The organism is Mycobacterium sp. NGS26, from assembly GCF_059813025.1.
Genome location: NZ_JCALDU010000008.1, coordinates 195,455 through 221,188 on the forward strand (window position 1 = coordinate 195,455; position 25,734 = coordinate 221,188).

Annotated in this window: 27 protein-coding genes; 13 read left to right on the forward strand and 14 right to left on the reverse strand. The window is 68.5% G+C overall.

Going from position 1 to position 25,734, the window contains the following annotated elements:
- The first annotated feature begins 56 nt into the window (after window positions 1-56).
- A complete protein-coding gene (locus AC5Y6X_RS23675) occupies window positions 57-767 on the forward strand; it encodes a DedA family protein (RefSeq protein ID WP_499989567.1) in 711 nt (236 codons plus the stop codon).
- Here the strand turns inward: AC5Y6X_RS23675 and AC5Y6X_RS23680 are convergent.
- From AC5Y6X_RS23680 to clpB, 8 genes are all read right to left on the reverse strand, one after another.
- The gene (locus AC5Y6X_RS23680; protein ID WP_499989568.1) at window positions 729-2,675 is read right to left on the reverse strand and encodes an acetoacetate--CoA ligase; all 1,947 of its coding nucleotides are present in this window, start codon (window positions 2,673-2,675) and stop codon (window positions 729-731) included. The two genes, AC5Y6X_RS23675 and AC5Y6X_RS23680, sit on opposite strands and share 39 nt — an antisense overlap.
- Window positions 2,672-3,796, reverse strand: coding sequence for a glycoside hydrolase family 76 protein (locus tag AC5Y6X_RS23685; RefSeq protein WP_499989569.1), 1,125 nt, complete (start codon window positions 3,794-3,796; stop codon window positions 2,672-2,674). The genes AC5Y6X_RS23680 and AC5Y6X_RS23685 overlap by 4 nt, the downstream gene beginning before the upstream one ends.
- Before the next feature lie 131 nt (window positions 3,797-3,927).
- A complete protein-coding gene (locus AC5Y6X_RS23690; protein WP_499989570.1) occupies window positions 3,928-4,572 on the reverse strand; it encodes a TrmH family RNA methyltransferase in 645 nt (214 codons plus the stop codon).
- A complete protein-coding gene (locus AC5Y6X_RS23695) occupies window positions 4,569-5,474 on the reverse strand; it encodes a hypothetical protein (protein WP_499989571.1) in 906 nt (301 codons plus the stop codon). Before AC5Y6X_RS23695 ends, AC5Y6X_RS23690 begins: the two co-directional genes overlap by 4 nt.
- A 12-nt stretch (window positions 5,475-5,486) precedes the next feature.
- Window positions 5,487-6,026 (reverse strand): orotate phosphoribosyltransferase, encoded by a 540-nt coding sequence (gene pyrE / locus AC5Y6X_RS23700; RefSeq protein ID WP_499989572.1) that lies wholly within the window; start codon window positions 6,024-6,026, stop codon window positions 5,487-5,489.
- Window positions 6,013-6,786, reverse strand: coding sequence for an SDR family NAD(P)-dependent oxidoreductase (locus AC5Y6X_RS23705; RefSeq protein WP_499989573.1), 774 nt, complete (start codon window positions 6,784-6,786; stop codon window positions 6,013-6,015). The genes pyrE and AC5Y6X_RS23705 overlap by 14 nt, the downstream gene beginning before the upstream one ends.
- A 55-nt stretch (window positions 6,787-6,841) precedes the next feature.
- Window positions 6,842-7,708 (reverse strand): trehalose monomycolate transport factor TtfA, encoded by an 867-nt coding sequence (gene ttfA / locus AC5Y6X_RS23710; protein WP_324682073.1) that lies wholly within the window; start codon window positions 7,706-7,708, stop codon window positions 6,842-6,844.
- A 141-nt stretch (window positions 7,709-7,849) separates the two neighbouring features.
- The gene (gene clpB, locus AC5Y6X_RS23715; protein ID WP_499989574.1) at window positions 7,850-10,396 is read right to left on the reverse strand and encodes an ATP-dependent chaperone ClpB; all 2,547 of its coding nucleotides are present in this window, start codon (window positions 10,394-10,396) and stop codon (window positions 7,850-7,852) included.
- Window positions 10,397-10,538: 142 nt separating this feature from the next.
- Here clpB and AC5Y6X_RS23720 point away from each other — a divergent pair, with 142 nt between their 5' ends.
- The 3 genes from AC5Y6X_RS23720 to AC5Y6X_RS23730 all read left to right on the forward strand — a co-directional run bounded on the left by AC5Y6X_RS23720 (window position 10,539) and on the right by AC5Y6X_RS23730 (window position 12,967).
- On the forward strand, window positions 10,539-11,711 hold the full coding sequence (locus AC5Y6X_RS23720; RefSeq protein WP_499989575.1) for an FAD-binding oxidoreductase: 1,173 nt from the start codon (window positions 10,539-10,541) through the stop codon (window positions 11,709-11,711).
- A 3-nt stretch (window positions 11,712-11,714) separates the two neighbouring features.
- Window positions 11,715-12,605 (forward strand): aldose 1-epimerase, encoded by an 891-nt coding sequence (locus AC5Y6X_RS23725; RefSeq protein ID WP_499989576.1) that lies wholly within the window; start codon window positions 11,715-11,717, stop codon window positions 12,603-12,605.
- Between the two features lie 71 nt (window positions 12,606-12,676).
- On the forward strand, window positions 12,677-12,967 hold the full coding sequence (locus AC5Y6X_RS23730) for a YbaB/EbfC family nucleoid-associated protein (RefSeq protein ID WP_499989686.1): 291 nt from the start codon (window positions 12,677-12,679) through the stop codon (window positions 12,965-12,967).
- Between the two features lies 1 nt (window position 12,968).
- Here the strand turns inward: AC5Y6X_RS23730 and AC5Y6X_RS23735 are convergent, their stop codons facing one another.
- Entirely contained in the window at window positions 12,969-13,400 is a 432-nt protein-coding gene (locus AC5Y6X_RS23735) for a hypothetical protein (protein ID WP_499989577.1), read from the reverse strand.
- A gap of 49 nt (window positions 13,401-13,449) precedes the next feature.
- Between AC5Y6X_RS23735 and AC5Y6X_RS23740 the strand changes: the two genes are divergently transcribed.
- Window positions 13,450-13,773, forward strand: coding sequence for a WXG100 family type VII secretion target (locus tag AC5Y6X_RS23740; protein ID WP_499989687.1), 324 nt, complete (start codon window positions 13,450-13,452; stop codon window positions 13,771-13,773).
- A gap of 2 nt (window positions 13,774-13,775) precedes the next feature.
- Complete coding sequence (locus tag AC5Y6X_RS23745; RefSeq protein ID WP_499989578.1) at window positions 13,776-14,066, forward strand: WXG100 family type VII secretion target; 291 nt, start codon at window positions 13,776-13,778, stop codon at window positions 14,064-14,066.
- On the opposite strand, the gene AC5Y6X_RS23750 is transcribed toward AC5Y6X_RS23745, so the two are convergent.
- Window positions 14,041-15,165 carry a hypothetical protein gene (locus AC5Y6X_RS23750; protein ID WP_499989579.1) on the reverse strand — a complete coding sequence of 375 codons (1,125 nt, stop codon included), beginning with the start codon at window positions 15,163-15,165 and terminating at the stop codon, window positions 14,041-14,043. The genes AC5Y6X_RS23745 and AC5Y6X_RS23750 overlap by 26 nt on opposite strands.
- Window positions 15,166-15,257: 92 nt before the next feature.
- On the opposite strand from AC5Y6X_RS23750, the gene AC5Y6X_RS23755 reads away from it, so the two are divergent.
- From AC5Y6X_RS23755 to AC5Y6X_RS23765, 3 genes are read left to right on the forward strand one after another with little or no spacing between them, the layout of a single operon-like run.
- Window positions 15,258-16,574, forward strand: a complete 1,317-nt coding sequence (locus AC5Y6X_RS23755) for a putative toxin (RefSeq protein ID WP_499989580.1) — start codon at window positions 15,258-15,260, stop codon at window positions 16,572-16,574.
- On the forward strand, window positions 16,571-17,206 hold the full coding sequence (locus AC5Y6X_RS23760) for a HEAT repeat domain-containing protein (protein ID WP_499989581.1): 636 nt from the start codon (window positions 16,571-16,573) through the stop codon (window positions 17,204-17,206). Before AC5Y6X_RS23755 ends, AC5Y6X_RS23760 begins: the two co-directional genes overlap by 4 nt.
- Window positions 17,207-17,220: 14 nt before the next feature.
- On the forward strand, window positions 17,221-17,859 hold the full coding sequence (locus AC5Y6X_RS23765; RefSeq protein ID WP_499989582.1) for a HEAT repeat domain-containing protein: 639 nt from the start codon (window positions 17,221-17,223) through the stop codon (window positions 17,857-17,859).
- Here the strand turns inward: AC5Y6X_RS23765 and AC5Y6X_RS23770 are convergent.
- The 4 genes from AC5Y6X_RS23770 to dnaK all read right to left on the reverse strand — a co-directional run bounded on the left by AC5Y6X_RS23770 (window position 17,856) and on the right by dnaK (window position 22,022).
- Window positions 17,856-18,242, reverse strand: coding sequence for a heat shock protein transcriptional repressor HspR (locus AC5Y6X_RS23770; protein WP_499989583.1), 387 nt, complete (start codon window positions 18,240-18,242; stop codon window positions 17,856-17,858). The two genes, AC5Y6X_RS23765 and AC5Y6X_RS23770, sit on opposite strands and share 4 nt — an antisense overlap.
- Complete coding sequence (dnaJ, locus tag AC5Y6X_RS23775; RefSeq protein ID WP_499989584.1) at window positions 18,242-19,417, reverse strand: molecular chaperone DnaJ; 1,176 nt, start codon at window positions 19,415-19,417, stop codon at window positions 18,242-18,244. The genes AC5Y6X_RS23770 and dnaJ overlap by 1 nt, the downstream gene beginning before the upstream one ends.
- Window positions 19,418-19,479: 62 nt before the next feature.
- On the reverse strand, window positions 19,480-20,163 hold the full coding sequence (gene grpE, locus AC5Y6X_RS23780; protein ID WP_499989585.1) for a nucleotide exchange factor GrpE: 684 nt from the start codon (window positions 20,161-20,163) through the stop codon (window positions 19,480-19,482).
- Window positions 20,160-22,022 carry a molecular chaperone DnaK gene (gene dnaK, locus AC5Y6X_RS23785; RefSeq protein ID WP_499989586.1) on the reverse strand — a complete coding sequence of 621 codons (1,863 nt, stop codon included), beginning with the start codon at window positions 22,020-22,022 and terminating at the stop codon, window positions 20,160-20,162. The genes grpE and dnaK overlap by 4 nt, the downstream gene beginning before the upstream one ends.
- A gap of 435 nt (window positions 22,023-22,457) precedes the next feature.
- On the opposite strand from dnaK, the gene AC5Y6X_RS23790 reads away from it, so the two are divergent.
- The 4 genes from AC5Y6X_RS23790 (at window position 22,458) to AC5Y6X_RS23805 (ending at window position 25,715) form a co-directional block, all read left to right on the forward strand.
- Window positions 22,458-22,997 carry a hypothetical protein gene (locus AC5Y6X_RS23790; protein ID WP_499989688.1) on the forward strand — a complete coding sequence of 180 codons (540 nt, stop codon included), beginning with the start codon at window positions 22,458-22,460 and terminating at the stop codon, window positions 22,995-22,997.
- Between the two features lie 58 nt (window positions 22,998-23,055).
- Complete coding sequence (locus AC5Y6X_RS23795) at window positions 23,056-23,301, forward strand: hypothetical protein (RefSeq protein WP_499989587.1); 246 nt, start codon at window positions 23,056-23,058, stop codon at window positions 23,299-23,301.
- Window positions 23,302-23,371: 70 nt separating this feature from the next.
- Entirely contained in the window at window positions 23,372-23,905 is a 534-nt protein-coding gene (locus AC5Y6X_RS23800; RefSeq protein WP_499989588.1) for a hypothetical protein, read from the forward strand.
- 100 nt (window positions 23,906-24,005) lie between these two features.
- Window positions 24,006-25,715, forward strand: coding sequence for an Hsp70 family protein (locus AC5Y6X_RS23805; RefSeq protein WP_499989589.1), 1,710 nt, complete (start codon window positions 24,006-24,008; stop codon window positions 25,713-25,715).
- Window positions 25,716-25,734 lie beyond the last annotated feature (19 nt).

The window sequence follows — 25,734 nt, forward strand, 5'->3', positions numbered from 1 at the left end:
CCGTCCGGGCTGCGCCTTTGCCGTCCCGAAACGCAGCGCCGGTATGTTGATGCATCATGCACACCGCGGTGACGGCCCTGCCGAACATCCTCGACCCGATGTACTGGCTGGGTGCCGACGGCGTCTTCGGGTCCGCGGTGCTGCCCGGGATCCTGGTCATCGTGTTCATCGAGACCGGGTTGCTGTTTCCGCTGCTGCCCGGCGAATCGCTGTTGTTCACCGGCGGCCTGCTGGCCGCGCACCCGAACCCGCCGGCCAGCATCTGGGTGCTGGCCCCCGCCGTCGCGCTGGTCGCAGTGCTGGGCGACCAAACCGGATACTTCATCGGGCGGCGGATCGGCCCCGCGCTGTTCAAGAAGGAAGATTCCCGGTTCTTCAAGAAGCACTACGTGACCGAGTCCCACGCGTTCTTCGAGAAATACGGGCCGTGGGCGGTCATCCTGGCGCGGTTCGCGCCGTTCGTGCGGACGTTCGTCCCGGTGGTCGCCGGGGTGTCCTACATGCGCTACCCGCTGTTCCTCGGGTTCGACATCGTCGGCGGCATCGCGTGGGGCGGCGGCGCGACGCTCGCGGGCTACTTTTTGGGCAATGTGCCGTTCGTGCACCAGAACCTGGAAAAGATCATCCTGGCGATCCTGTTCGTGTCGCTGATGCCGGCGTTCCTCGCGGCCTGGCGCGGCTACCGGGGACGCCGCCGCGCGACGAAAAACCAAGAGCCCGAACCGGACTCAGGGCAACCTGCGGTACGCAACGAAAGCGTCCAGTAGTTCCGGCCGGTCGACCGAACTCCGCTGCACGGCCTCGCCGGGCGCCGTCCCCAGCAGGATCCGCTTGATCGGGATCTCCAGCCGCTTGCCGGTCAGCGTCCGCGGGATGCCCGGAACGGCGAGGATGTCGTCGGGCACGTGCCGCGGCGAGGCGTGCCGGCGGATGTCGGCGACGATCCGCGACGTCAGCCCCTCGTCGAGTTCGGCGCCGTCGGTCAGGTCGACGAACAGCGGCATCCAGTAGCCGCCGTCGTCGAGCTCGACGCCGACGACCAGGCTGTCGCGCACCTCGGGCAGCCCGTCCACCGCGGCGTAGATCTCCGCGCTGCCCATCCGCACGCCCAGCCGGTTCAGGGTGGCATCCGAACGGCCATGCACCACAACCGATCCCCGGTCGGTGATGGTGATCAGGTCGCCGTGACACCACACGCCCGGGTACTTCTCGAAGTAGGCGGCGCGGTAGAGGCTGCCGTCGTCGTCGTTCCAGAAGCACACCGGCATCGACGGCATCGGCTGTGTCAGCACCAGCTCACCCTCCGCGCCGATGACGGGATTGTTTGGGCCGCACCAGGATTCGATGGCAGCACCCAGGCAGATGCAGGACAGCTCACCGGCGACCACCGGCAGGATCGGGCAACCGCCGAGGAAGGCGGTGCACACGTCGGTGCCACCGCTCATCGAGATGACCGGGACCGCCCGGCCGAGCCCCTCGTGCACCCAGCGGAAGCCGGACGCCGGCAGCGGTGAACCCGTCGAGCCGACGGCGCGCAGCCCCTCCAGCGGATACGACGCGCCGGGCTTCAGCTTTTCCTTGGCGCAGGCCAGCAGGTAGCCGGCCCCGGTGCCGAGCACCGTCACGCCGGCCCCGGCGGCGACCCGCCACAGGCCGTCGGTGCCCGGGTGGGTCGGGCTGCCGTCGTACAGCACGATGGTGGCGTCGACCAGCAGACCGGACAGCGCGATGTTCCACATCGCCCAGCTCGTCGACGAGTACCACAGGAAGCGGTCGCCGGGGTGCAGGTCCAGCTGCAGGCCCAGATACTTCAGGTGCTCCAGCAGCACGCCGCCGTGACCGTGCACGATGCCCTTCGGCCTGCCGGTGGTTCCCGACGAGAACAGCACCCACATCGGGTGCGCGAAGGGCACCGGGGTGGTCTCGAGAGCGGCATCGGCGTCGACCGCCGCGGCCCACGGCACCGCGTCGCCGCCTTGGGTCTTGAGCCCGAGCCGCGGCACCACCACGGTGGCCCGCAGCGTGGGGATCGCCCGCCGGATCGCGGCCAGCTCGTCGCGGCGATCGACGCGCTTGCCGCCGTACAGCGAACCGTCGCTGGCCACCAGGACTTTCGGCCGCAGCTGGCCCAGGCGCGCGAGCACGCCGTCGACCGCCAGGTCCTGGTTGCACACCGCCCAGATCGCGCCCACGCTCGCGGCGGCCAGGGCGGCGACGACGGCCTCGGCGACGTTGGGCAGGTAGCCGACGACGGTGTCCCCGGGCTTGATGCCGAGGTTGCGCAGGTAGGCCGCGAACGCCGCGGTCTCCCGCCGCAGCCGCGCCCACGACCACTCGCTCGAGCCGTCCTCGCCGGCGACGATCAGGGCCGGGCGGTCGTCGGTGGCGTGCCGGAAGACCTCGGCGGCGTAGTTGAGCGTGGCGCCGGGAAACCACTCGGCGCCCGGCATGGAACGGTTGCCCAGCACCGAGCGGGGCGGGCTGTCGGCCCGCACGTCGAAGAAGTTCCAGACGGCGTCCCAGAACCATTCGATGTCGGCGACGGACTGGCGCCAGAGTTGGTGGTAGTCGGCGAACCGCCCGCGTCCGGTCGCGTCCAGCCAGCCCAGGAACCGGGTGAGGTTGGCTGCGGCCAGCGTCGCGTCGTCGGGGATCCAGCCGCCGGGTTCGCTCATGCCTCGTTTCCCGCTTGCGCGGCGGCGACCGCACACGCGGCCTCCATCAGCATCCAGCCCGACAGCTGCACCGACAGGTCGCGCTCGGCGACCTCGGACTCGGTGACCGCGCCCTCGACGAATTGCGCCGCTTCGCCCTCCGCGGTGGGCAGCTGCGCGTCGCGGTCCCAGAACGGCCCGAACACCGGCAGCCCGTCCACCGTTTGCCGATAATCCCAGGCCGATTTCGCGGACGTGAGCACCAGTGTGCGGGCGGTGTCGCGGGCCTTTGCGTCGTCGGCGGAGTCGCCGGGCAGCGCGGTGGCCACCAGCGCGAGGTAGCGGGCGGTGATGCCGGCGAACAGCCCGCCGTCCCCGCCGCCGGCGCCCCGCAGCACGCCCGACGTCGCCATGTGCTCGTCGACGGCCGCGACCAGGCGGTGCACCCGCGCGGCGTGCCGGGCCCTGTCCTGCGCGCGCGCCGCCAGCTCGGTTTCCAGCCCGAGCACCACGCCCTGGCAATAGGTGTACTGCGCGCGCACCAGCGACCCGCCCTTGATGCCGTCGAACACCAGGTGCGTCTCCGGGTCGATCAGCGTGCGGTCGATCCAGTCGCCCATCTGCTCGGCCCGTTCCAGCCCGCCCGGATACCGGGCCAGGAAGAGTCCCGCCGGCCCGTTGGCCGGCGCGTTGAAGAACTGGTCTTGCTTGCGCCACGGGATGCCGCCGCCGTCCTCGGGCACCCACGCCTGGACGAACTGGTCGGCGAGCTTGGGCAGCGCGCGCCTGCGTTCGACGCCGGCCACCGTGGCCGCCCGTTGCAGCGCCAGCGCCAGCCACGCCATGTCGTCGTAATAGCTGTTGACCCACGAGAGGTTGTTGCGCAGCCGGTGCGAGCGCACCTGACGGTTGATCTTGGTCCGCCGTTGCGGCTGCGGGTCGCGCAGCTGCGCGTCGACCAGGCAGTCCAGCAGGTGCGCCTGCCACCAGTAGTGCCACGTGCCGAACAACCGGTCGCGCCGCGTCGACGGCCACGCCACCACTCCCAGCTGGGTTCCCGGCAGCGCCCACAGCCGTTTCAGGTGTCGCTGCGAGATCGCCGCCTCCGAGCTGGCCGCCCGGTTCGCCCATAGCTGGTCCATGGGGTAGATCCTGCCTCAGCCGCGGGTTCATCGAGTGTGCGCCTACGGCTTCGAGCGTGACGCCACGGCGGCCAAATCGCCAAATCCCCTGCGCCAGTTCACAATCAACGCCCTGGATTCACGGCCGGCCGCTACCACGCCTGGGTCAGGTCCGCGTGCTGCCTGATCCAGGTGTGCATCGCGATCCCGGCGGCCACGCCGGCGTTGATGCTGCGCGTCGAGCCGAACTGGGCGATGGACACCGTGAGCGCCGCGCCGGCGCGGGTGTGGTCGGTGATGCCGGGGCCCTCCTGGCCGAACACCAACAGGCAGTCGCGCGGCAGCGTCGTCTCCTCCAGGCGCGCCGCGCCCGGGACGTTGTCCACCGCGACGATTGTCAGGCCCGCGTCCGCGGCGAAGTCCAGCAGGTCGGCGGTGCTGTCGTGATGACACAGCCGCTGGTAGCGGTCGGTCACCATGGCGCCGCGGCGGTTCCACCGCCGCCGCCCCACGATGTGCACGGTGTGCACCGCGAACGCGTTGGCGGTGCGGACCACCGAGCCGATGTTGGCGTCGTGGCCGAAGTTCTCGATCGCCACGTGCAGCGGATGGCGGCGCTTGTCGATGTCGGCGATGATCGCTTCCCGGGTCCAGTACCGGTAGGCATCGACGACGTTGCGAGTATCGCCGTCGCGCAACAGGACTGGGTCATACCGTGGGTCGTCGGGAAGATCGCCCCGCCAGGGGCCGACGCCACCGGCAGGCCTCCCCCATTCGGTGGGCCCGGGTTCGCTCATCGCTGCGTCCACACACCGGCGTGGGTGCCGTCGATGGCAACCGTCGCGTAGAGCAGCGCCTCGTTGATCTCGCCCTGGGTGCACAGCGACGCGTTGACGCGCACCGCGTCCAGCGACGCGTCGGGCAGGATCAGCACCGACGACCCGTACGTCGCGCACGCCGGATTGAGCCCCGGGCCGGGCACGGTCGGCGATGCGAGCAGCATCATCGGGCCGCCGCGCTTGGCGGAGTCGTCGCGATACCGGGCGGCGACGGCGTCGGCCTGCAGCCCCAGCAGCATGTAGCCGTTGCCGGTGAACGCCCCCGCGTCGCCCAGTTGCGCCTTGGTGATCGGGGTGCCGTCGGCGCGCCATGCCGACAGGCTGGTGGTCTTGACCACCAGGCCGGTGTCGTTGGCGTTGGTCGGCATCAGCCCCACGGGGAACGCCGCCGGGTAGGCCGCCGAGGTGTTGGGGATGCGGTCCCGCGGCGAGTAAACGTACACCCCGCGAACCTGACTGTGATCCTTCAGCGGGCCCAGGCAGACGGTGCCGGTGAGCCGGTCGGGGGGCGCCGACAGCGGCGACCCGAGGTCGTGCACGCTGGCCGTCGCGGCGTCACAGCTGCCCAACCCGAACGCCTCCAGCGGGTGCGCCAGCGCCCCGTACAGCCCGAACCGAATGTCCTCGGGCTTGGCGTGCGACGCGTGCGGGTCCTTGGACGCCACCGCACCCGAGACGTCGATGAGCACATAGTCGCCGTCCCAGCGCAGGTTCGACACCGACACGTTCCAGCCGAGCAGCGCCAGCGATTCGCCGAGCCGCGCGCCCTGGGCGCCGTACGGGTTGACGGGTCGGTTGGAGCCCGAGCAGCCCGGCAGGCAGACCGCCAGGCAGGCGAGCAAGACGAGAAGACTGCGCATACCGCCCGCGGCCTAGTCCAGCCCCAGGTCGGCAAGGCCCAGCACGCTGCGGTACGGCAGCCCCTCGGCCTCGATGGCCTCGGCGGCGCCGGTGGCGCGGTCCACCACCGTGGCCACCCCGACGACGTGCCCGCCCGCGTCCTGCACGGCCCGCACCGCCGTCAGCGCCGACGCGCCCGTCGTGCTGGTGTCCTCGACCACCAACGCTCGCTGACCGGCGACCTCAGATCCCTCGATAAGTCGTTGCAGGCCATGGGTTTTCGCCGACTTGCGCACCACGAACGCGTCGATCGGGCGGCCCGGCGCGTGCATGATGGCCGTCGCCACCGGGTCGGCGCCCAGGGTCAGGCCGCCGACGACCGCGTAGTCCCAGTCGCCGGTGAGCTCGCGCATCAGCGCGCCGATCAGCGCGGAGGCCCGATGGTGCAGGGTGGCGCGGCGCAGGTCCACGTAATAGTCGGCCTCCTTGCCCGACGACAGCGTGACCCGGCCGCGCACCACCGACAGCCGCCGCACCAGCTCTGCCAGCTCGGCGCGGTCAGGTTCTGCCACGGCCGCCGCCGACTCGCTTGGTTATGCCCCGCATCAGGCCCCTCGGCATCATCCGGCCCGCGGTGACGATCGCCTTGTACTGCACGCCCGGAATGCTGACCACCTTGCCAGCCGCGATGTCGGCCAGGCTTTGCGCGACGACGTCGCCGACCTCGAGCCACATGAACGACGGCAGCTTGGCCATCTCAATCCCCGCCCTGGTGTGGAATTCGGTGTGCACGTAGCCCGGGCACACCGCGTGCACGCCGACGCCGGTGCCCTGCAGGCTGACGGCCAGGCCCTCGCTGAACGAGATCACCCATGCCTTGGACGCCGAATAGGTCGACCCGCGCCCCGGCACCATGCCCGCGACGCTGGCGATGTTGATGACGGTGCCCGCGCCGGCGTCGAGCATGGCCGGCAGCGCCGCGCGGGTGAGGTGCATGACCGCGGTGACGTTGACGTCGAGCTGCGCCTGCAGCAGCTGGGGATCCGTTTCCCAGAATTCGCCGGACGTGCCGAATCCCGCGTTGTTCACCAGGACTCGGACACCGGCGCCGAGGCGCTCACAGACCTTTTCCCGGCCCGCGCGCTCGGCCAGGTCGGCGGGCAGAATCTCGACGTTGCCCGCCTGACCCTTCAGCTCGCCGGCCAAGCGGTTCAACCGGTCGACGTCGCGGGCGACCAGAACCAGGTCGTAGCCGTCGCTCGCGTAGCGCCGCGCGTAGCCGGCGCCGATCCCGGACGTGGGCCCGGTGATCACGGCGACGGGGCGTGGCATGAGCGACATCTTAATGACGACGGCCCGACCGGGCCCTGCCCGGCCCGGGGCGCCGTCAGCGCTGGTAGTTGCTGGCCTGACGGCCGTTGCGGCCCGCCGGCGGTGGTCGCCGGCCGGCCTCGGAGCGGCCCTCGTCGCGGCGGACCGGCTCGGGTTTGCGACGGGCGCCCTGGACGTCGGTGCCCAACAGCCCGGCCACATCCTGCCCGGGGCGCCGGGACGGCAGCTCCGCGCGGCCGGCCGGCGCCAACGGACGGCTCGGCGCCGCGTTGCGACGGCCCGCAGGCGCTCCCGCCTCCTGCGCGGTCTCGTCCGGCAGTGGCGGCAGCACCCGCAACAGGTCGTTGAACTGGCGCACGGTGCGCAGGCCCTCGTCCCATTCGGTGCGGGTGCTCGAGATCGGCATGGCGACCAGCGTCCAGTTCTGCTCGTTCCACATGATCTCGGCGCAGTCGGGCGCGGTGTGCGCGAAGGTGACCATGCGCCGGTCGCAGGCGCGGCGCGCCGCGTCCAGGTTGGTGGAGTACACCATCCGCGGCCCGATCGCGCCCAGTAGCCAAATGTCGCTCTCCCGTGGCTCTTTCAGTCCCTTGAGCCGCAGGTCGACGACGACGTTGGTGCCCACCTTGCGGTGCAGCGCGATCACGGTGGCGACCTCCTCGAGGTCGAAGATGTACACCGCCTCGCCGCGGATCTGGCCCAGCACGACGTTGTGGGCCGGGACGTCGCCCACGGTCGACATCACCCCGCGCTTCCAGCGCTTCAGGATGTCGGTCGATTCCGGCTCGTAGTCGAAGCCGTGCGACCGCGCCCACGACCTGCGCCGCCGGCTGCGGCCGCGGCGCCGATCGATATCGACGTACAGCAGCACCACCGCGCCGACAAAACACAGCGCGGACAGCGTGAACCAGAGGGGGACCATCCCACACAGGGTATCTGCTGTTGGGCCGGAATACCGAAACCGACCAGGTCACAACGCGGTTACGGCATTGCGCCGAGCAGACGCAAAAGCCCCCAATTTCGCGCTGAAACGGGGGCGTTTGCGTCTGCTCGCCAAAGAGATTTACCCCAGGACCAGCGAGTCGCCGTCCGGGCCGACGTTGACGGGCACCACGTCGCCGTCGTGCACCTCGCCTGCCAGCAGCATCTTGGCCAGCTGATCACCGATGGCCTGCTGCACCAGCCGCCGCAGCGGCCGGGCGCCGTACACGGGGTCGAACCCGCGCTGCGCCAGCCAGCGCTTGGCCGGCAGCGACACCTCGAGTTGCAGCCGCCGTTGCGCCAGCCGCTTGTCCAGCTGGGCCAGCTGGATGTCGACGATCTGCACCAGCTCTTCGGGGTTGAGGCCGTCGAAGACCAGCACGTCGTCCAGGCGGTTGATGAACTCCGGCTTGAACGTGGCGCGCACCGCGGCCATCACCTGCTCCTCGCTGCCGCCCGACCCGAGGTTGGACGTCAGGATCAGGATGGTGTTGCGGAAGTCGACGGTGCGGCCCTGCCCGTCGGTCAGGCGCCCCTCGTCGAGCACCTGCAGCAGCACGTCGAACACATCCGGGTGGGCCTTTTCGACCTCGTCGAACAGCACCACCGTGTAGGGCCGGCGGCGCACCGCCTCGGTCAGCTGACCGCCCTGGTCGTACCCGATGTAGCCGGGGGGCGCCCCCACCAGGCGGGCCACCGAGTGCTTCTCGCCGTACTCGCTCATGTCGATGCGGACCATCGCCCGCTCGTCGTCGAACAGGAAGTCGGCCAACGCCTTGGCCAGCTCGGTCTTGCCGACGCCGGTGGGGCCGAGGAACAGGAACGAGCCCGTCGGCCGGTTGGGGTCGGCGACCCCGGCGCGGCTGCGGCGCACCGCGTCGGACACGGCGTGCACCGCCTTCTTCTGCCCGACCACGCGCTTGCCCAGCTCGTCCTCCATCCGCAGCAGCTTGGCGGTCTCGCCCTCCAGCAGCCGCCCGGCCGGGATGCCGGTCCACGCCGACACCACGTCGGCGATGTCGTCGGGCCCGACCTCCTCCTTGAGCATCACGTTCTCGCGGGCCTCGGCCTGCGGCAGCGCGGCGTCGAGCTTCTTTTCCACCTCGGGGATTCGCCCGTAGCGCAGCTCGGCGGCCTTGGCCAGGTCGCCGTCGCGCTCGGCGCGCTCGGACTCCCCGCGCAGCGTCTCCAGCTGCTCCTTGAGCTCGCGGACGACGTCGATGGCGTTCTTCTCGTTCTGCCAGCGGGCGGTCAGCTCGGCCAGCTTCTCCTTCTGGTCGGCCAGCTCGGAGCGCAACTTCTCCAGCCGCTCCTTGGACGCCTCGTCCTCCTCCTTGGCCAGCGCCATCTCCTCGATCTCGAGCCGGCGCACCAGCCGCTCGACCTCGTCGATCTCGACGGGCCGCGAGTCGATCTCCATCCGCAACCGGCTGGCCGCCTCGTCGACCAGGTCGATCGCCTTGTCCGGCAGGAAGCGGGCGGTGATGTAGCGGTCGGACAACGCGGCCGCGGCCACCAGCGCGGAGTCGGTGATGCGCACGCCATGGTGCACCTCGTAGCGGTCCTTCAGGCCGCGCAGGATGCCGACGGTGTCCTCGACCGACGGCTCGCCGACGAAGACCTGCTGGAAGCGCCGCTCCAGGGCGGCGTCCTTCTCGATGTGCTTGCGGTACTCGTCGAGCGTGGTGGCGCCGACCAGCCGCAGCTCGCCGCGGGCCAGCATCGGCTTGATCATGTTGCCGGCGTCCATCGCGCCCTCGCCGGTCGCGCCGGCGCCGACGATGGTGTGCAGCTCGTCGATGAACGTGATGATCTGACCGGCGGAGTTCTTGATGTCGTCGAGCACGGCCTTGAGCCGTTCCTCGAACTCGCCGCGGTACTTGGCGCCGGCCACCATCGACCCGAGGTCCAGGGCGATGACGGTCTTGTCCCGCAGGCTTTCCGGCACGTCGCCGGCGACGATGCGCTGCGCCAGGCCCTCCACGATCGCGGTCTTGCCGACGCCGGGCTCGCCGATGAGCACCGGGTTGTTCTTGGTGCGACGCGACAGCACCTGCACGACGCGGCGAATCTCGTTGTCCCGCCCGATGACCGGGTCGAGCTTGCCCTCCCTCGCGCGGGCGGTCAGGTCGGTGGAGTACTTCTCCAGCGCCTGGTAGGTGGCCTCGGGGTCGGGGCTGGTGACCCGGGCGCTGCCGCGCACCTTGACGAACGCCTCCCGCAAGGCCTGGGGTGAGGCGCCGTGCCCGGTCAGCAGCTTGGCGACCTCGGAGTCGCCGGTGGCCAGCCCGACCATCAGGTGCTCGGTGGAGACGTACTCGTCGTCCATCTCGGTGGCCAGCTGCTGGGCCGTGGTGATGGCGGCCAGCGATTCGCGGGACAGCTGCGGTTGCGAGCTGGCGCCGCTGGCCTGCGGCAGCTGGGCGAGGAGGCGCTCCGCTTCGGCGCGGATGGTGGCGGGCTCGACGCCGACAGCCTCCAATAGCGGCGCGGCGATCCCGTCGTTCTGGGTCAGCAGCGCCAGCAGCAGGTGAGCGGGCCTGATCTCGGGATTACCGGCGGAACTCGCCGCCTGCAGGGCCGATGTCAGGGCCGCCTGCGTCTTGGTTGTCGGGTTGAAAGAGTCCACGACACCTCCGTTCGGGTACTAGGAAAATGCTTGTCGGGATGTTCAACGTCGTCAAGGTTGAGTCTGTTCCGCTCAACTCTAAATTTTTGGATTCGGAGCGCGGACACCGCTGACACGCTGCTGGAACTTAGAATCGGCGTCCGTGGGTTTGGACGACCGGGACGCGCTGCAGGTGCTGCGCGACGCGTTCGCGCCGGAGGGGCCCGGCCGCGGCAACGAGGTCGTCCGCCGCTTCTACACCAGCTGGTTCGACCTCGACATGTCGGTCCGCGACCTGTTCCCGCCCGAAATGGAGGGTCAGCGGGCCGCTTTCGCCCACGCGCTGCACTGGGTGTATGGCGAGCTGGTCGCGCAGCGCGCGCAGGAGCCGGTCGCCTTCCTCGCCCAGCTCGGCCGCGATCATCGCAAATATGGTGTGCTGCCAAGCCATTACGACACGTTGCGGCGCGCGCTGTACGCGACGCTGCGAACCCACGTCGGCGACGCCTGGAGCGACGCGGTCGACGCCGCCGCCACGCAGTCGCTCAACCTCATCACCGGGGTGATGAGCGGGGCCGCCGACGCCGACGAGGGACCCGCCTGGTGGGACGGCACCGTCATCGAACACCTCAGGGTCTCCAGGGATCTCGCGGTCGTCCGGCTGCGGCTGGACCGGCCGATGCACTATCACCCGGGCCAATACGTCAACGTCCACATTCCGCAGTGCCCGCGCCGCTGGCGGTATCTGAGCCCGGCCATTCCGGCCGACCCGGATGGCGGGATCGAATTCCATGTTCGCCTCGTTCCCGGTGGGCTGGTCAGCACCGCCATCGTGGACGAGACCCGGCCCGGCGATCGGTGGCGGCTGTCCAGCCCGCACGGCGGCCTGCGGGTCGACCGCGACGGCGGCGACGTTCTGATGGTGGCGGGCAGCACCGGCCTGGCACCGCTGCGGGCGCTGATCATGGACCTGTCCCGCTACGCCGAGAACCCGCGCGTGCACCTGTTCTTCGGCGCCCGCTATTTCTGTGAGCTCTACGACCTGCCCACGCTGTGGCAGGTCTCGACGCACAACCCGTGGCTGTCGGTCTCGCCGGTGACCGAGTACAACCGCGACCCGCCCTGGGCCGCCGACTATCCCGACGTGACGCCGCCGCGCGGGCTGCACGTGCGCCAGAGCGGGCGGTTGCCCGATGTGGTGACCAAGTACGGCGGCTGGGGCGACCGGCAGATCCTGATCTGCGGCGGGCCGGCGATGGTCCGCGCCACCAAGGCGGCGCTGATCGCCAAAGGTGCGCCGCCGGAGCGCATTCAGCACGACCCGCTGTCGCGCTAGGCTGTGCAGGTGGTGACCCTGCGCGACCCGTCGTCGTCGGTGACCGCGCAGTGGGTGCCCGAGGCGGGCATGATCGGCACGTCGCTGAACGACTCCGGCGCGGAGCTGCTCGGGCAGCGGCGCGGGCTGGGCGCCTACGTCTCGGACGGCAAGACGATGGGCATTCCGATCCTGTATCCCTGGGCAAATCGGTTGGGCGACAACACTTATACGGCACAGGGCGTGACGGTGACGCTGACGCCTGGGGAGAACGGTGTCCGGCCCGACCCCAACGGGTTGCCGATCCACGGTGTGCTGGCCGCCCATCCCGGATGGCGGGTGACGGCGCAGACGGCCAACGAGCTGACCGCCGAGCTGGACTACGGCGCAGACCCCCGGCTGCTGGCCAGCTTCCCGTACCCGCATCTGCTGGCGGTGGGGGTGCGGCTGGCGGAACGGACGCTGACGGTGCGCACCACGGTCACCGCGACCGGTTCGACGGCGGTGCCGCTGTGCTTCGGCTTTCATCCGTATCTGCGCGTGCCGGGCGTGGCCCGCCGCGAGTGGATCATAGAGACGCCGCCGATGCGGCATTTGAGCCTGGACGAAAGGGGGCTGCCCACCGGGGATGCGGCCGCGGTGCCGGCCGCGTCAGGGCCGTTGGGCGACAAGGCCTTTGACGACGCCTACGACCGGCTCGCCGACGGCGCGGTGTTCGCGGTATCCGGTGGCGGCCGGCGCGTCGAGGTGCACTTCGAGCAGGGCTACCCGGCGGCGCAGATCTTCGCACCACTCGCCGAGGACGTGGTTTGTTTCGAGCCGATGACCGCACCGACCGATGCGCTGCGCCGCGGCGGCTACCGCTGCGCGCACCCGGGCGAGCCGGCGGTCATGCAGTTTTCGGTCCGGGTTTGAGCGAGGGTCGACAGCTGACCGGCCCCAGACATCCACAGGTCGCGGAAATGATGCGCCGCTTCGAAGCGGTGATGTCCCTCCTCGACGAGGAAGTTGAGCGGATGGGTGCCGAGTCGTTCGTCGTCGGCGATCAGGCGGGCACCGTCGAGGTGACACTCAACGGTCATCTCCGCCTCACGGATCTCAAAATCGACCCGCGCATACTCGGCCTGGGTGCTCAAGAGGTTGCGGCCCGGATCAATGAAGCCCTTGGCGCGGCAATCGATTTCGCATGCGACGGTGTCGACGCCGATCTCGTTGAATTGCAAAGTCGGATCGCAGACGCCTTGGCCGAGTTGCGGGACCTACCACCAGCAACGTAGGTCAAACCCAGATGCGACGGTCTTCCCGGTAGGCCGACGGCGCTTCCAGTTCCGCGTTACCGTCGGCGCCGACCGTATAGGGAAATATCAGCCCGATCGCCACGCCTTCGCGATGTTCGGCGCGGACCTCGATACCGTCCCGATTCGCCTGCGTCAACGTCACGTTCAGCGCGACGACGGCAGCCCGCAGGCTGCCTTTCAGGTCGGTAAGGGCGCGCCACTGCGCGTCGAGCTGCTCCGGGATCTGTAGATCCTGACCGCGCGGGTAGTTGGGCTGAATGGCTTGGCGCTCACCGCGAGTCGACACCGCAAGCGCGAACGGCAGAAACTCGCCCGCAGACGCGATGCGCTCCAGAGCGAATTCGACTGCCGCATCCACCAGATCGTCAAGGTCGGCTTGCGCTTGTTCCGTCACGGTGTCTCGCCAGCCCATACGCCAGAGAGTAGCCTGCGATCAGGACAGCTTTCGAAAGGTGCTGAGCATGGGGGCCGATGCGCTGCGCGCCTACTGCGCCGAACTCACACGCGCGTCCAAGGTGGCCACTGGGGCCGCGGACGAGATCGACGGACTGCGCGCCAAGCTGGGCACACAGATGGACAACCTGGGTCGGACCTGGACCGGGCAGGCCGCCACCGCATATCTGGCCGTGTGGAACGAGATCAACGACGAGTGCGGCGAGATGCTCGCCGACTTGCGGTGGATCGGCGAATCGCTCGCCGCTGCCGCCGCGGGCTACTCGCAAATGGACAACGCCGGAGCGCAGGCGCTCGGCGGCGTCAGGCCCATGAACGCGGACGGCCTCTGACCATGGCGCGGCGCACCGTCAACGAGGACGAGCTGGTGGACGCGGCCGACGCGATGCGGCAGTTCTGTCAGGTCATGACGGACCGCCTCAACGAGGTGGCCACCGATTTGAAGGGCCTGCAGAGCAGCTGGGAAGGCATCGCATTCGACGCGTTCCTCGAGCGGCTGCAGCACTGGCAGCGCTGGGCGGACGAGATGAGCGAGGTGGTTTTCGACATGCACCTCAATGCGCATATCGCGCACCGCAACTACATCCACAACGCCGAGGTCAACACTTCGATGTGGGGCGGATAGCGGCCGGGCTGTTGGTGGGAGAGTTTCCCGGATACTCGGGCGGGATCGCGGTGACGCGCAATGACTTGGGAAACGGGTCCGGTAGGGCTGCGAGCTGGCCGCGGTCGGCGGGTTCGTCGGTGGGGGCATACAGCGCCCCCTCGTCGTAATAGGTGGTGTGCTCGGGTGGCAGATACTCGCGCACCACCGGTAGGTAGTCGTTGCCCAGCCAGGTCCACCAGATCGGGATCGCGGGCAACCCCAAGATCCCGTCGCCGTCGCGGAGCAATCCGCCGCTGGGGTCCCGATTGGGATCGCGGGGGCCCGCGATTTTGTGGTTGCGCAACACTTCGCCGGTGGCGAGCACACAACCGCGTCGCCGGGCGTACTCGACGAAGAAGCGCCGCACGGTGTTTCGCCAACGCGGGTCGTCCAGCGGCTCGGCCACCATGCGGATGCTGTCGACGAGGATGCCGCCCCACGGTTCTTGATACAGCCCCCCGTCCAGGCACGGCGGAGTGGCGCTGAACCAGGCACCGGCGGAATACACGGATATGAACTGATCGTCCCCGTCACGATTCAGCCGATATCGTAGCGGGTAGTAGTTTCCAAAGCGGCGGGGAAGCGCTTCGGGCAGAAGCTTTCTCGCCAGCTCGAGCCAGAGCGTGGGCGCGTTGGGCGCCGATGCCGGCGAGTACCAATGGATGTCGAGGATGCGGATCAGCTTTTCCGCGGCGGGGCGGATCGTCTTGCGGACCCGCTTTGCGCCGAGGATGTCCTCGGTCTGCTCGTCGACCGCGACACCTCCCGCCGCCACGGCCAGGGCTTTGGCGAACCTTCGGGCGGGCCGCACCTCGGCGGGGTCGCTGCCCTCGACGATGACCTGCCAGCTGGTCGTGGGCTCCAGGACATACGGCACCACGTCGTCGGGCACATCCTGCGGCTCGATCTCGTAAGGCCCGAAGACGGTGAACGCATACTTTTGCTGTTTACCGCGCAGCACGGTCACCTCGTGATCGCCGCTGTCGCCGGCTGCCAGCCCAGGAACGGATTCGATGACCGCTTCCAGCTCTTCGTCGTCGATGCTGGACGCCGCATAGACCGTCAGGTCATAGGACATCGCCTATCAGTACTCCCCGGTTCGCGCGTAATCGCAAAAACCCAGGTTGCCATAGAATCGATCCGCTGGTGCGAGAGTGAGGCGGGGGCACCGTGACCGACGTCGATCCGGAACTGTTCTACGACGCGGCCGAGGCGTACAAGGAGAACAGCGATCACACCGCCGCAGCGCTGGGCAAGCTCACCGGGGTGGACTCCTCGACCGCCGCCGGAACGCACGGGGTTGGCCCGCAATGGGCGACGGCCTACGACACGGCGGGCGACGAGGTCGGCCAGGTCGCCTACCGACTGGTCAATGTGTTCAGCAACTTGGGAAGTCTGCTTCGCCAGGACGGCATCAACCACGACGAGACAGAACAGGCATCGACGCTCAATCAGCGGGATCCCTACGGTGCGCCGATCACCCCGCCCGGCGAATCCGCCGGGACGTATATCGAGACGGCGGTCAAGGTCGGTTCGGTAGCCGGCGGCGGTGACCCCGAACCGCCGCATTGGGATCTGGTCAGCGGTCAGATCGTCGATGGCTGGCCCGACGGGCATCCTGACCGTGCGCTGTTGGCCTCGAAGGCGTGGGAGACCTTCGGTCACGACCTGGTCCATATCGACGACCAGCCCGGTCCGGAGGAACAGCGCCTCATCGTCGACGTGGAGGCCGCGGAAATCGCCTTCGTCATTGACCGGCTCAACGAGGCGCGTGGCGTCAGCACCGACATCGCCGGGGCGTGTGGGGATCTGTCGCGCGCGGCCAAGGACTATGGAGAGAAACTCAAGTCGGTCAAGGACGACATGGCCTTTGTCGTACGCAGCCTCGACCTGATCATCAAGATTCTCGACGGCTACCCGCCGCAACTGCACATCATCACCGACGCCATCAAGCGGACTTTCATCGCTACGGCGGTCACCCAGATCAATGGGCTCAACGCCTCGCTGCGGGTCACGGCGACATCGTCGATGAAGGATCTGACATCGGCGGGCACCTCGATGGGCACCGCCCTGCCTGCGGTGAAAACGCTGCTTGCGCTGGTGCCCCGCAGCGTGAATCCCACACCCACGCAGCGGGTCAACGAAAACCGGCGCAAAGGCCGCCGCGCCGAGCAGCTCGCCGGCATTGACCCAAATGTGCCGAAGACGACGATCCGCGTGACCGACCAGGTTACGGGTCAACGAAGAACCCGCATACCCGACGAACTCGACCCGACGAGGCGTGTGATGCGCGAAGTAAAAAACGTCCAGGATCTATACGCAACCGAGCAGATCCGCGATATGGCGCAGTGGGCACGAGACAACGGCTACAAATTGGTCATAGTGGTGGACAAGGGCCGCACTATCAACCACGGAGTGGAGGACACGTTGAGACAACAATTTCAAGGGCTGGATGTGCGGATCGACGACTCGACGAACTTGTCATGAGGTCGCCGGGCGAGCCCGAGACCTGGCCGGAGTCCGAACAAGCGATGAAACGCGCACTTCACGCCGCCGACATCCCCGAAGACACCGTCTGGGAACTAATGAATTCGCGCGTCGATTACCCGCAAGCCGTCCCGATCATGATCGACTGGTTACAGCATCTCGATGAACGCGTTCCGCCCAAGGAAGATCGCCGTGCCTGGCGGGTTGGGTTGATACGCAATCTCATTACCAAGCACGCTAAGGGCAACCGCGCGGCCGCCGATATCCTGTTCCATCAATTCGAGATCGAGCCACCGTTGTCTAATGAGGAACTTGAGGCCACCGGCTTTGCGCTGGCCCAAGTCGCGGACCGCTCCGACTTCCCACGGGTGGCCGCCCTAATTTGGTCCGAGCGCGATTTCCCCACCAAGCCGGATCTAGTCCAGTGGCTAGGTCAGTTCAAAACCCAAGAGGCCAAAGAGCTTGCCGTCAGCCAACTTAAGAATCCGGGAACCCGGATTGAGGCCATGCGCGCTCTGGTGCGCCAGAAGGCCACCGGCGTGCGTGATGCGGTCGCGGTGTACCTCGACGACGAGCACGAGGTCTTCCGCAAGGAAGCACGCAAGACCCTCGACAAACTGCCCGAAGATTAAGTGTCCTACTCGCAATGAGCAGATACGGGGACGATCCCGACACCTGGCCGGAATATCGACGAGCAATAAAACGTGAACTCGACGAGGCTGGCATCCCCGAAGACACCGTCTGGCAGCTGGTCAACTCCCGCAACGACTATCCGCAAGCGGTCCCGATAATGATCGACTGGCTGCAGCATCTGGATGAGCGCGTCCCGCCGGACGAGGACCGTCGAGCGTGGCGGGGCGGGCTGATCCGCAATCTGATTACTAAGCACGCCAAGGGGAACCGCGCCGCCATCGACATCTTGTTCCACCAATTCGAGATCGAACCGCCGCTGACCGACTTAGAGCTGGAGGCCGCCGGATTCGCGCTGGCCGAAATCTGCGAGCCCTCCGACTTCCCACGGATCGCCGCCCTGATCCGCTCTGAGCGTGACTTTCCCACCAAATCGGTACTGGTTGAATGGCTCGGCCGGATCAAAACCGAAGAGGCCAAAGAGCTAGCCGTCAGCCAACTTACGAATCCAGGAACCCGGATTCCCGCCATGCGTGCTCTGGTGCGCCAGAAAGCCACCGGCGTGCGCACTGCGGTCGCTGTGTACCTCGACAACGAGCACGAGGTCTTCCGCAAAGAAGCACGCAAGACCCTCGACAAACTCCCCGAGAACTAGCGACCCTTGCGCGGCTGCCACACCACCACCGCGGTGCTCTTGGGCACCACGGCGAGATCGCGGCGCTGGTTGGCGCGCAGCGTCATCAGCTCCTCGGTCAATTCCTTGACCCGCGACTGCAGGGCCTCGACCTGATTGGTCAGCTCGATGATCCGCTTGATGCCGGCGAGGTTGACCCCCTCGTCCTGCGACAGCCGCTGTACCTCGCGCAGCAGATCCACGTCGCGCTCCGAATAACGGCGCCCCCCACCGGAAGTCCGGCTCGGAGTGACCAGCCCGAGCCGGTCGTAGGTGCGCAATGTCTGTGCATGCATGCCGGCCAGCTCGGCGGCCACCGAGATCAGGAAGGTCCGCGATTCCCGTTCCTTGCGGTTCTTGGCCATCAGCGGTTACCTGCCCATCCGGCCCGCGGGTTGAACCCGCTGGAGCGCTCGGCCTCCGCGTACGCCTCCAGCGCCTCCTTGGCCGCGCCCTCCAGATTCGGTGGTACGGCGACCTTCACGGTGACGAGCAGGTCCCCGTGTCCCCCGCCGCGCTTGGGCACACCGCGTCCGCGCACCCGCAGGATGCGGCCGTCGGCTGTGCCCTTGGGCACCCGGACACCGACCTTGCCGTCCAGCGTTGGCACCGAAAGCGTTGAGCCCAAAGCTAATTCGGTGAAGCTCACCGGAACGGTCACGGTGAGGTCGTCGCCGTCGCGGCCGAAGATCTTGTCCGGCCGCACGTGCACCGTCACGTACAGGTCTCCCGACGGGGCACCGCGCAACCCGGCCTCGCCCTGCCCGGCCAGCCGAATGCGTTGTCCGTCTTCGACACCCGGCGGTATCCGCACGTTGATGGTGCGGGTACGGGTGGTAACCCCGGTGCCCTTGCACTCGTCGCACGGGTGCTCGATGATCGAGCCGCTGCCCCGGCAATCGGTACAGGGCTCGGAAAAGCCGAAAGCGCCCTGATTCCGGTTGATCACGCCGGAGCCGTTGCACGTCGGACACACCTTCGGGCTGGTGCCCGGCCGCGCGCCGCTGCCATGGCAGTTGGTGCAGGGCGCCGGACTGGTCAGCCGCAGCGGCATCGCCACGCCCTTGGCGGCCTCGACGAAATCCAGCTCGGTCTCGGTCTCCAGGTCGTTGCCGCGCCGCGGCCGGCTGGGGCGCGCACTGGCGCCCCGGCCGAACAGGCCGCCGAACAGGTCGCCGATGTTGGTGCCGCCGGTTCGGCCCGCGGCGTCGAACAGGTCGTTGAGGTTGAACTCGGCGCCGTCGCCGCCCACGTCGAAGGTGAAGCCGCCGGTGTTGAACCTGCGGCCACCGAAGCCACCGCCGGCGAACAGCCGGCGGGTTTCGTCATACTCCTTGCGCTTAGCCGGATCCGACAAGACGTTGTGCGCCTCCGACACCGCCTTGAACCGCTCGCCGGCGGCGGGGTTGTCGGGATTCGCGTCCGGATGCAGGTCGCGCGCCAGCTTGCGGTACGCCCGCTTGATCTCTTCGGGACTGGCGTCGGAGGAGACGCCCAGCTCCTTGTAGAAGTCTTTTTCGACCCATTCACGCTGGGCCATGTCGCGCCACCCCCTCCCACCTTTCTCTTTGGTTGTCTCTTCGGTTGTCTTGATTCTGTGCCTTATTCACCGGAGGCGTCGGCGTTATCGTCCGCATCGGCCTGCTCGGTTTCGGCCTGCACGGTTTCGGCCGGCTCGGGTTCGGGCGCGGCGGCCTCGCCGTCGTCGACGGTGTCCACCACGCCGACCAGAGCGTGGCGCAGCACGTTCTCGCCGAGCCGGTAGCCCTGCCGCATGACCGTCCCGATGACCGGTTTTGAGCCCTCGCCGCCGTCGCCCTCGTGCTGCACGGCCTCGTGCAGCAGCGGGTCGAAGTCCTCGCCCTCGGCGCCGAACGCCGTCAGGCCGAGCCCGGTCAGCGCGTTCATCAGCTTGTCGGCGACCGACTTCAGCGGGCCCGAGTCGAGGTCGCCGTGGGCGCGTGCCCGGTCGAGATCGTCGAGCACGCCCAGCAATTGGCTGACCACGGTGGCCTTCGCCCGATCCGCCGCCGCCTGCTGATCGCGCAGCGCCCGCTTGCGGTAGTTCGCGAAATCAGCCTGCACGCGTTGCAGATCGGCGGTCAGCTCGACCACCTTGTCGGCCGCCGCGCCGCCCGATGCGGTGATCGCGGCCTCCGGCGCCGTCCCTCCCGGCCCCGAACCAGAAGGGGCGCCGGGAGGGACGTGGCGGACTTCGCCGGTCTCGGGATCGATTCGCCGTTTGTCGGTGACCGTCACCTGTTCCTGCGGGTTGCCTTCGCTCACTTGGCCTCCCGGTCGTCGTCGACCACCTCCGCGTCCACGACGTCGTCCGCCGAGCCGGTACCCGCGCCGGGCTCACCGCCGCCGGCCTGCGCGGCCTCCGCCTGCGTGGCCTCGTAGATCGCCTGCCCGAGCGCCTGGGACTCCTGCCCCAGCTTCTCCATCGCCGACTTGATCGCGGTGATGTCGGTGCCGTCGAGCGCCTTCTTGGCCTCGGCGACCGCGGCGTCCACCTTGTTGAGGGTGTCCTCGGGAACCTTCGAGCCGCCCTCGGCCTCGCGCTGCTCCTTGACGAACTTCTCCGTCTGGTAGACCAGCGTCTCGGCCTGGTTGCGAACGTCGGCCTCCTCGCGGCGCTTGCGGTCCTCCTCGGCGTGCGCCTCGGCGTCCTTGATCATCCGGTCGATCTCCTCCTTGGAAAGGCCGGAGCCCTCCTGGATCTTGATCGTGTTCTCCTTGCCGGTGCCCTTGTCCTTGGCCGTGACGTGCACGATGCCGTTGGCGTCGATGTCGAACGTGACCTCGATCTGCGGGACGCCGCGCGGAGCCGGCGGGATGCCGGTCAGCTCGAAGGAGCCGAGCAGCTTGTTGTGCGAGGCGATTTCGCGCTCGCCCTGATAGACCTGGATCTGCACCGACGGCTGATTGTCGTCGGCCGTGGTGAAGGTCTCCGACCGCTTGGTCGGGATCGTGGTGTTGCGCTCGATGAGCTTGGTCATCACGCCACCCTTGGTCTCGATACCGAGGCTCAGCGGCGTAACGTCAAGCAGCAGAACATCTTTCACCTCACCCTTCAGGACACCCGCCTGCAGCGCGGCACCGACGGCCACGACCTCGTCGGGGTTGACGCCCTTGTTGGGCTCCTTGCCGCCGGTGAGCTCCTTGACCAGGTCGGTCACCGCGGGCATCCGGGTGGAACCACCCACCAGCACGACGTGGTCGATCTCGGAAACCGAGATGCCGGCGTCCTTGATCACCGACTGGAAGGGCTGACGGGTGCGGTCCAGCAGGTCCTGGGTGATCTTCTGGAACTCGGCGCGGGTTAGCTGCTCGTCGAGGAACAGCGGGTTCTTGTCGGAGTCGACGGTGATGTAGGGCAGGTTGATCGAGGTGCTCTGCGAGCTCGACAGCTCGATCTTGGCCTTCTCGGCCGCCTCGCGCAGCCGCTGCATCGCCATCTTGTCCTTGGTCAGGTCGATGCCGCTGGTGCCCTTGAACTTGTCGACGAGCCAGTTGACGATGCGGTCGTCCCAGTCGTCGCCACCGAGGTGGTTGTCACCGCTGGTGGCTCGCACCTCGACCACGCCCTCGCCGATCTCGAGCAGCGAGACGTCGAATGTGCCGCCGCCCAAGTCGAATACGAGGATGGTCTGTTCCTTCTCGCCCTTGTCCAGGCCGTAAGCCAGTGCCGCAGCGGTCGGTTCGTTGACGATGCGCAGCACGTTCAGACCGGCGATCTGGCCGGACTCCTTGGTCGCCTGACGCTGGGCGTCGTTGAAGTACGCGGGCACGGTGATGACCGCGTCGGTGATGTCCTCACCGAGGTAGCTTTCGGCGTCGCGCTTCAGCTTCTGCAGAATCCGGGCGCTGATCTCCTGCGCGGTGTATTTCTTGCCGTCGACTTCGATGGACCAGTCGGTGCCCATGTGCCGCTTGACCGAACGAACGGTCCGGTCGACGTTGGTCACCGCCTGGTTCTTGGCGGGCTGGCCGACGAGCACCTCGCCGTTGCGCGCGAACGCGACGACCGACGGAGTGGTCCGCGAGCCCTCCGAGTTGGCGACGACGACAGGGTCGCCACCCTCGAGTACGGAGACGACGGAGTTGGTGGTCCCGAGGTCGATACCGACCGCACGAGCCATGGTGATTCCTCCTGAATATGTAGAGCTTGTTGGTGGCACTATGCTGAGTGAACCCCACTCAAGCCTGCTACCGGTGACGTCAAACTGTCAACCCAGGATTGAGCCTGGTTCACTCAACTTATCGATCATGCTAACGGTGGGCGGCGCCGTCTTGTTCCCGGGGGTCTGCTTTGGGTGTGAATCCAGGGCTTTGAGCGTGAATCCAGGGCTTTCGCAGTGAACCCACGGCGTGGATGTCGCCGGAATCCCGCCCCACGCTCACGCTCAACGCCCTGGATTCACGCTCGGCCGGACCCGTCCGGAAAGCGGATCCGTCACGCAGCGATAAACCCGCGCCATCGGCTCGATATCGATAGCCGACTGGTTGCAGCAACTTTCGCGACTCCGTGCGTACCCTGATTTCCTGTGCGGTTATCGCGAAAGGCGCAGCGGAGCCTGTCCGGTGGCTCGCTGCTCCTGGTGACCCTGCTGGCCAGTTCAGCCCTGGTTTCCGGCTGCAGCAACACCATCGACGGCAGGCCGGTCGCGGCGCCCGGCGCCGGGCCGACCGAACCCGCATTCCCCACGGCGGAGCCGCCCACGACACCCACCAGCCCCACCCTGGCGCCGACGGGCCCGACCACGCCGGCCGGCGCCATCCCGCTTCCGCCGGATAACAACGGCTACGTCTTCATCGAGACGAAGTCCGGCGTGACGCGCTGCCAGATCAACAAGGAGACAGTGGGCTGCGAGGCGCCGTTCACCAACTCTCCGCTGCAAGACGGTGAGCACGCCAACGGCGTCAGCGTCACGTCGAGCGGCGCCGTTCAGTGGGTGCTGGGCAACCTGGGGGCCATCCCGACCGTCACCATCGACTACAAGACCTACTCCGCTCAGGGCTGGACGATCAACGCCACCGCCGACGGAACCCGGTTCACCAACGACCACACCGGGCACGGAATGTTCGTCAGCGTCGACAAGGTGAACACGTTCTGAGTGCTCGCGTCACGCGGATCTGACCTCATGGCATCGGCGGGCGGTCCATACTTTTGCCATGAAACGCATGGCAGTAGCCACGGCCGCATTCGCTGTCGCCGGAACCGTAGCGGGCACGACAGCCGGTGCGGCCATCGCAGAACCCAAGGCCGAGCATGTTGTGGGTGAGCAGTGCATCGGCGCCGACATCGGCAAGCGGGACGTCGCCCCTAACGGTCAGGCCATCATCTGTGACAGCAACTACCAGTGGATGCCCTATACCGGCCAGAAGCCCAACGATCCCTGGGTCACCGCCCAGAACTAATTGATCAACGATCGCCCGCCGCGAGACCGGCCTGAGCTGGTTCGCGGGCAGGGTCAGTACGATCGGTTTCGTGGCACGCTTTGGCCCACCGGATGACTTCCACAACCAGCCGACCCGCAATGCCAACTTCGACATGGCCGAGCAACCGAACGACGCGGGCCGCACCGATCCGTCGCCCGAGCAATTTCCCCCCGAGCAGTACGAACCCGGCGGCGACCCGTTCGACCAGGAAATCGAGCCGACGGCGTGGTACCGCAGGCCGGTGATGCTCATCGGCTGGGCCGTGCTCGTTCTGATCCTGATCGCGCTGATCGTTTTCGGCATCATGCAGCTGATCGGTGGACAGCAGGGCACCAGCCCCGTCCCGAGCACCACCACGACCCCGCCCAGCACTACCACCACCACGACGACGCCGCCGAGCACCACGGCCACGACGACACCGCCGACCAGCAGTGCGGTCGAGCCGCCGGCGCAACAGCCGACCCAGCAGCCCACGCAGCAGCCCACGCAGCAGCCATCGCATCGGCATCACATGCCGCAGCTGCCGCCGGTGATCACCATCCCCGGGGGGCCGACGGTGAACGTCCCGCCCGCCCTGCGCTGACATTGCGCCCAATGACGTCGCCGCCCGGCGTGTGCCGCCGCGGCGCACCTAGACTCGCTGGAATCCACCGCCGCTAACGACGAACACAGGGGTGCGCGATATGGGCGAGTCGCTCGGGCTGTCGCTGGGTGTGGCCAACCTGGTCGCGGCCCGCGAGGACAGCACCCCGGTGATCCGCACGTCCGTGCTCACGGTGTACGACCAGCGGCCGTCCGAAGTTGGCCTGCCGGACGAAGACCCGAACGCGGGCGAACCCGGCCTGGTGATGCGGGGATTCGTCGAGCGGGTCGGGGACCGGGCCCCGTTGGTGGCGGCCGACGGGACCAAGTTCAGCGGCGAGGCGCTGACCGTCGAGGCGCTCGAGGTGATGGCGCGCAAGGTCGGCTACGGGTCCCCGGTCACCGTCGCGGTCCCCGCGTATTGGTCCGAGGGGCAGTACGCCGCCCTGCGGGCCGAGTTCTTCGCCCAACCGACGCTGGCGCCCAACGGCGTGGCCCCGGCGTTGATCTCCGACGCCACGGCCGCGCTGACGGCGCTGCGCGCCCAGCCGGGGTTCCCGGCGAACGGCATCGTCGCGCTGTGCGACTTCGGCGCCGGCGGCACCAGCGTCACGTTGACCAACGCCGGAGCGAACTTTCAGCAGGTCGGTCCGACGGTCCGGTATGCGGGTTTCTCCGGCGACGGGATCGATCAGCTCCTCCTGGATCACGTGCGGGCGGCGGCGGAGGCCGGCGCGGACACCGCCCTCGACGTCGCGGGCACCACGCGGGCTGGTTCGTGGACCCGCCTGCTCGGCGAGTGCCGGCGCGCCAAGGAACACCTGTCGGCGGGCACCGTGACCACGGTCCACGCCGGCCCCGGCGCGGAGGTCAGCCTGTCCCGCAGCGAGTTCGAGCAACTCATTTCCGAGCCGCTGGAACGGTTCGTCGGCGCCGTGGAAGAAATGTTGCAGCGCAACGGGATTCGGTCAAACCTGGCCGCCACGGCCATCGTCGGCGGGGGCGCGAGCATCCCGTTGATCACCACGCGACTGTCCGGGCGCCTGCGGGTGCCCGTCCTCACCACGCCGCAGCCCGTCTACAGCGCCGCCATCGGCGCGGCGGTGCTCGGCCAACTGCAGTCGTCGGCGGGCGGCGCGACCGCTGCGAGCCCGATCGTGGAGAACCCGACCGAGTTGGTGGGCGGGGCCACCGACGAGATGACCCGGGCCGCATTGGCCGCCCGGGCCGGCGACGACCACCCGTTGGCGTGGTCACAGGACGCCGACGGGGCCGAGCCCGTCCCGTACGCCGGCCCCGAATACGTCGGCGATTACGGCAGGGAGCCAACGGGATTCGGCGACGGCGACGACGATCGCTACGGCGCGCAGGCCGCGCGACTGCCCTGGTACAAGCGCACGGCGCTGGTCCTGACCGTGGCCGGTGCCCTCGCCGCGGTGCTGGTGGCCGTGGTGCTGGCGCTGACCCTGCGCCACACCAACACCGCGCCGGCGAACGCACCGGCGCCGCCGCCGACGTCGCAAACCATCACCGTGACCGGACCGAACAACAGCCCCACCGTGACCGTCGTCCCGCCGCCGCCATCGCCGTCGACCAACACCAGCGAGGCGCCCGCCCCCACCACGACGACGGCGCCCGCCCCGACCACGACGACGACCACCCCGCCGCCCACGACAACGACGACGACCAGCCCGCCGCCCACCACCACGACCACCACGGCCCCGCCGACCACGACATCGCAGGCGACCACCACCGCGCCGTCGTCGTCGACCTCGCGACCCAGGCCGATATTCCCGGTGTTCCCGCACTGACGCCGCTTAGGGCAGCCTT